Genomic DNA, 6,000 nt, shown 5'->3' on the forward strand with positions numbered 1-6,000 from the left:
GCAGGTCTGCTCGGCCCTGCGCAAAATTTCGCTACGCTCATTTTGCTAGGTCTGCGGCTGCGCCGCCCCACTTTCCATCCCTCAGCCGTCGGGCCTTCGGCCCTCTAGGACCAAAAGCTTAGCCTTTGCAGGCGGCATCTAGTTGGCAGCCAATGGCAAATTGCAAAGTCTGCAAACCCAAACCTCTAGCATCCCGATTGCTAAATCCTTTTTGGATGAAGTAGTCTTCTAGTGCTCTGAGGCTATTATAATAAGCTACTTTTAGGCTTTTGTAGTTATTGGCTTGTAGCGGAGCGCCTTGTTTCCAGCTATTTAGTTGCTGCCAAACGCCATTGTTCCAAGCCTCTAGAGATTTCATTTGCTCATATTCTAATCCTCTAGGAAAAGCATAAAGCAAATTGAGTTGGGCCAAATCTTGGCTTTTTTTGCCGCCCGACAAATCTTCGGTCATGGCCAAAAGCAGTTGCATAGTTGGCAGGCTCAAAAAGCTGCCGCAATCGCTAGAAATTTGGTAGTCATCTCGCTCATTGTTCCAATAAGGGGCAAAAGCCTCGGCGGCTAGTTGGGGGTGGCGGCGGAAAAACCAGCAAGGCACATCGGGCTCATCTTTTACGGCCTCATGAATGGCCCGCAAATGCTGAATCAGCTGGCGGATATCGCCATAAGCATATTGCTGGCTAAAATCGTAGCGGGTTTTCTGGCGATAATTGACAAAGACCTGCCCAATAGCGGCCTGCATCAGTTGGTTGATGGTGGCATCGGCATTTTTGATCACTAGATCGCCATTGCGGTACATATAGGCGCGGTAAACCTTGGCCAAGGGATGCTTAAATTGCTTGAGGCCCGCTTCGGCTTGTACGGGATCTTGGTCAATTAGATTGAGGTAATATTGCAGGCTATAGTTTTCTACCTCTTCCTTAAAGAAATTATCTTGGCTAAGGAGTTGGTATTTTTGGACCGTTCTATCTTTTTGCATAAAAGCCAAAAGCGATTTTTCGGTATTGGGGCCCCATTGGCCATCAATTTTTTCCTGATAGTCGCCCGTTTGGTTAAGGGCCAACTGCAAGCTTTTTACGGTAGGGCGAACCGCTGTTTTTTTGCCAAAACTCTTTGACTTTTGGCGCTCAAAATTGCTGACTGGGTGCAAGGCTTTTTCGCTCACTCTGCGGACAATCATATCTTGGCGGCCACCTTTGGCCTGAATCATTTTAAGGGCCGCATCGGCTTCGGCTTGGCTATTGTAAGGACCAGCGGCAATCCGTAATTTTTTGGCCGAAAGCTGTAGGCTAATTTGGGGCGTTAGGCGTTCCCAATTGGGCCAATAGACATCTTCATTTTGGTCTAAGGTGGCCATTTGCACAATAAAAACGGCATCTTGCGCCAAAATGGCTCTCCTTTGAATGAAGGCATCTTTATAGCCTCTAGCTTTTACGGCATCCAGCTTCTTTTTGGCAGCACTATAATTACTATAGGTGCCCATCAGCACCTGATAGAGGCCCGTGGGTTGCATTTCGGCAAAGAGGTAGCCTTGGCTGTGCACCTTAGAGAAATCTTTGTAGTCGGGATTGGCATAGGTGGCCAACTGAACAAAGTAAATGTTTTGTTGTAGCTGCTGCCCCCAGAGCGGGAGCGTCATGAAAGCAGCCATTAGAAAGGGTAATAAGCGCATATGATATAATTATATGATAAAAATGGGGAAAGAGCTCCCGATTGAGTTCATCCAAAAATAGAAGACTCTGAAAAAAAAATCAGTTATTGCGGGCAGTTTATCTAAAAAAAGTAGGTTGGTCCATTTTTTCGACAAAAAAGGAGGTCCCTACTCTATCTAGAAAATAATTTACTTAATCGAAAAAAGGCGTATAGCTTTTTCTTTTGAAGTATTATGAGTTAGGCTAGCTGGGCCGTCTTTGGCCTAGCGATGCGGCGGGGTGGCCGTTAGGCCAGACCGAGCCAGCGAAGCTGGCGAAGGGCCGAGCGAACAGCGAGCCCCAAAGCGTAGCGCCTGCCGCAGGCAGGAGGCCCCAAAATATAAAAATCATTAAACCCTTTATACTATGAAAAAATTACTTTTAGCCCTTGGTTTTTGTGGCCTTGCCTGGCAAGCCCAGGCCCAGGCGCCATCTCTGAGCTACCATTACAAGGTAGATTTGAATGCGGTCCAGGACGATAAATTGACGGTGAGTTTGGAGCCCAAGGATTTTAATGCTGAGGGAGAATTGCGTTTTCATTTGCCCAAAATGGTGCCTGGCACCTATAGCATTTATGATTTTGGCCGCTTTGTGTCTAACTTTAAGGCCTTGGATGTCAATGGAAAAGAGTTGGAGGTGCAGCATCCCGATGATAACAGTTGGGTTATTGCTGAGGGCGCAAAATTGGCCCGAATTGAGTACCAGGTGGAAGACAGTTGGGATACGGAGCTGGAAAATGTTGTTTTTGAGCCTGCGGGGACCAATATTGATGCAGAAAATGAGGTTTTCGTTTTTAACAATCACGGTATTTTTGGCTTTTTTGATGATCAAGAGCTACGTCCCTTTACCATAGAAATTGACCGTCCGAAAAACTTATTTGGCGGCACCTCTATGGAAAGAGTAGCTGGCGATGAGGACAGCGATATTTTTCGGGTAGCCGATTATCATAAATTGGTGGATGCGCCGATTATGTATGCCGAGGCTGATACGGTTATTATTAAGGTGGGCAATGCCGATGTTTTGATTCAGACCTACTCGCCTACGGGCATGGTTAAATCTAAGGATTTGGTGCAGGAAATCCAGCCTATTTTGGAATCTCAGCGGGCTTATTTGGGCGGCAAACTGCCGGTAGACCATTATGCATTTTTGATTTTCTTGAATGAAGGCGGCGAAAGCTTTTTGTCGGGTTCTGCTGGAGCGCTAGAGCACTCTTACTCTTCTTTTTACTGTTTGTTTGAGGGGGAATCTGGCGACATTGCCCAAACGGTACGGGATGTAGCGGCCCATGAATTCTTTCATATTGTTACGCCTTTATCGATTCATTCGGAAGAAATTCACTACTTCAACTACATTGAGCCCGAAATGTCGGAGCACCTTTGGTTGTATGAAGGCGTAACGGAATACTCGGCCCAGCATGTGCAAGTTAAGCAGCGTTTAGTTTCTGCCGAGCACTTCTTGAACGAGATGTCGACTAAAATGGCTACGGCGGACTACTTCAAAAAGGACTTACCTTTTACGGAGATGTCAAAAACTTGTTTGGATGAAAACAAGGACCAATACCCCAACGTCTATATGCAGGGGGCATTGATTGGGATGTGCATTGATTTGAAGCTCCGCATTTTGTCTAAGGGCGCTTATGGCATTCAGGAAATGATGCAAGATTTGGCCAAAAAATACGGCATTCAAAAGCCCTTTAAGGATGCCGAACTATTTGATGAGATGGTGGCTGTTACAGGTTTTCCAGAAATCAAAGAATTTATGCTCAAGCATGTGGCTGGCACGGAGCCCTTGCCCTATGTAGAACTGATGAAAGAGGCGGGTATTGAGTACAGCGATCAGGGATTTCGGACCGAGCTTTCGCTTTTGGGTTTCAATCCCAATGGCGGCATTGGCTTCAATCCGGAGCAAGGTCTTTTGATGGTCGCCAATGAAAAATTCATTGATGATTTTGGCAAAGAGCTTGGTTTGAAAGAAGGCGATATGCTCAAAAAATGGGATGGCGAAGAATTGACGCCTTTGAATGCGCAGCAGGTATTGACCAGCTATGCCAGCAAAGCCAAAGAAGGCTATGAATTGGAGGTCCTTGTTTTGCGAGAAGAAACATTGAGCAAACGCAAAATGCGCAAGCGCAACCGCAGAATCAAAAAGGGCAAAAAGGTAGATCCTTTAGCCATTGAGGAAGTTCTTTTGAAGGGAAAACTGAAAAAAGTAAAAGTACCACAAGAGCATGCCCTCAATTTGCTTGAAGAAGCAAGCGCCGAGCAGCTTAAGATTCGTAAAGCTTGGTTGGGCGATTACATTTTGGAAGATGATGTAGAAAAATAAGCTTGAATCCTTATCTTCGCAAAAAAATAGCGTCTACTATGTTTGGAAATATTCAGGAACAACAAGAGAAAATGCGTCAGCGCCTCACGCAAATTGAGGTCAGCGCTCAGGCTGGCGGCGGGGCCATTCAGATCCGGGCCAATGCCGCTCGTCAGATTTTGGACATCAAAATTGATCCCGAGCTTTCTTTGGACGATCATGAAGAGCTAGAAGATTTGTTGCTTACGGCCATGAACCGAGTTTTGGCGGCGGCAGCAGAAAAAGAAGCGGCTGAGACGCAGAACATGCTCAAAGACATCTTGCCTCCGGGCATGGGTGATTTGGGTGGAATGTTTGGCATGTAATGAAGAAAACATTTCTATTAAATTTGGCTTTATTGGTGGGTATCAACCTGCTAATAAAGCCATTTTATATTTTTGGGATCGACCTACAGGTCCAAAACCGTTTGGATGATGGAGAGTATGGCTTGTACTTTAGTTTGTTCAATTTTGCCTTTATTTTCCAGCTCCTAGCCGATTTGGGTTTGCTACAATTTAATAGTCGGTTTATTTCGCAGCAAGAAAATTTGCGCTCCGCCTATTTGCCGATGCTGCTCAGCCTCAAGGCGGTTTTGGGCTTGGGTTATTTTGCCTTGGCCTTTGGGGCGGCTTTTCTGATGGGCTATGGAGAGGCGGCTTGGCGGATATTGCCCTACATTTTGCTCAATCAGTTTTTATTGAGTGGCATTTTATTTTTGCGTTCCAATTTATCGGCCATGGCCTTTTATCGGCTCGACAGTTTGCTATCGGCCCTTGATAAATTGCTGCTCATCATTTTGCTTTACATTTTGCTTTGGGCCGAGCCTTTTGGTCCCTTTGATATTGTTCAGTTTGTGCAGGCGCAATCTCTGGGTTATGCCCTCACTTTTTTGATTTGCGCGCTTTTTTTGGCCCAAAAAGTAGAGGGGCCTTTAGGCTGGCGCATTTCGCCTAGGCGGATGTACATTTTGCTCAAACAGGCCTTGCCCTATGCCTTTGTCATTTTGCTGATGACCTTATACAGCCGTATGGATGCCGTGATGATTGAGCGTTTGCTGCCTGCGGAGGAGGGAAAACTGGAGGCCGATCAATATGCTTTTGCCTATCGTTTGCTCGATGCCTTTAACATGATCGCCTATTTATTTGCGGGTTTGTTGTTGCCTATGTTTTCTCGTTTGCTGCGGCCTTTGCAGCTCAACGATTTGGGCCAATTGATGGCCACGGCTTTCCGCTGGATGAGTTTTTTATCCGTCTCGCTCAGCATTGCCCTTTTCTTTTATGCCGAGGAGCTCGCCCCAGCCCTCTATGAAAGTAGCCATGCCCAGACCCCTCTTTTGCTTCAAATTTTGTTGTTTTCGGCCAATGCTGCCGGACTCATCTATATTTTTGGTCCTTTTCTCACGGCGGCGGCTCGTCTCAAGGGGATGAATATCTTTTTTGCCTTTGGGGTGCTGCTCAATTTTGGTCTCAACCTGCTCTGGATTCCAACTTATGGGGCTTTGGGAGCGGCTGTAGCCACCCTAATCACGCAGTTTTTCATTGCCATTACGGAGATGTTATTGAGTTTTCGCTATTTCCCGGCCTTGCGTTCCTACTTCTCTTTGACCTTATTTTTCCGCTTCATTTTGGGCAGTGCATTGAGTTTCGGCCTTTTTTACGGCAGTCAATTTTTGCCACTTATTTTTTGGTTTAAGATTTTGTTGGCGGGAGCGGCTTCTCTCTTCGGCGCCTTTTTGATTGGCCAACTTTCTTTTCGGGAACTTCTCGAATTGCGGAAATAGTTTTTTGGGGCCTGCCGCCTTTGGCGGCCGGGCCCTTACAGGGCTCGCAGGTCTGCTCGGCCCTGCGGGCTTCGCCCTTGGTCTGCCGCTTCGCGGCCCCCTTGCAGGCCCCTAGGCCAAGTCGCTTCGCTCCTTTGCGGCGGCTTCGCCGCCTGCTAGCTGTGGCTGCAGGTTGAAACCAGCAGCCAT

4 protein-coding genes are annotated in these 6,000 nt (G+C 46.8%); 3 read left to right on the plus strand and 1 reads right to left on the minus strand.

Annotated elements, in window-relative coordinates; translation table 11 throughout:
• Nucleotides 1–118: 118 nt before the first annotated feature.
• On the minus strand, nucleotides 119–1,669 hold the full coding sequence (locus SAPGRDRAFT_RS19495) for an SPOR domain-containing protein (RefSeq protein WP_002661216.1): 1,551 nt from the start codon (nucleotides 1,667–1,669) through the stop codon (nucleotides 119–121).
• 385 nt (nucleotides 1,670–2,054) lie between these two features.
• Between SAPGRDRAFT_RS19495 and SAPGRDRAFT_RS19500 the strand changes: the two genes are divergently transcribed.
• The 3 genes from SAPGRDRAFT_RS19500 to SAPGRDRAFT_RS19510 are packed head-to-tail and all read left to right on the plus strand — an operon-like array spanning nucleotide 2,055 to nucleotide 5,811.
• Nucleotides 2,055–4,013, plus strand: coding sequence for a peptidase M61 (locus SAPGRDRAFT_RS19500; protein WP_002661218.1), 1,959 nt, complete (start codon nucleotides 2,055–2,057; stop codon nucleotides 4,011–4,013).
• Nucleotides 4,014–4,051: 38 nt separating this feature from the next.
• A complete protein-coding gene (locus tag SAPGRDRAFT_RS19505; protein ID WP_002661219.1) occupies nucleotides 4,052–4,357 on the plus strand; it encodes a YbaB/EbfC family nucleoid-associated protein in 306 nt (101 codons plus the stop codon).
• A complete protein-coding gene (locus SAPGRDRAFT_RS19510) occupies nucleotides 4,357–5,811 on the plus strand; it encodes a polysaccharide biosynthesis C-terminal domain-containing protein (protein WP_002661221.1) in 1,455 nt (484 codons plus the stop codon). Before SAPGRDRAFT_RS19505 ends, SAPGRDRAFT_RS19510 begins: the two co-directional genes overlap by 1 nt.
• The last annotated feature ends 189 nt before the right edge of the window (nucleotides 5,812–6,000 follow it).

It is taken from the genome of Saprospira grandis DSM 2844 (assembly GCF_000275825.1).
Taxonomy (GTDB): Bacteria; Bacteroidota; Bacteroidia; order Chitinophagales; family Saprospiraceae; genus Saprospira; species Saprospira grandis_A.

Coding starts and splice junctions, on each gene's coding strand:
- SAPGRDRAFT_RS19505 (WP_002661219.1), top strand. CDS start 4,052: ATGTTTGGAAATATTCAGGAACAACAAGAGAAAATGCGTCAGCGCCTC.
- SAPGRDRAFT_RS19510 (WP_002661221.1), top strand. CDS start 4,357: ATGAAGAAAACATTTCTATTAAATTTGGCTTTATTGGTGGGTATCAAC.
- SAPGRDRAFT_RS19495 (WP_002661216.1), bottom strand. CDS start 1,669: ATGCGCTTATTACCCTTTCTAATGGCTGCTTTCATGACGCTCCCGCTC.
- SAPGRDRAFT_RS19500 (WP_002661218.1), top strand. CDS start 2,055: ATGAAAAAATTACTTTTAGCCCTTGGTTTTTGTGGCCTTGCCTGGCAA.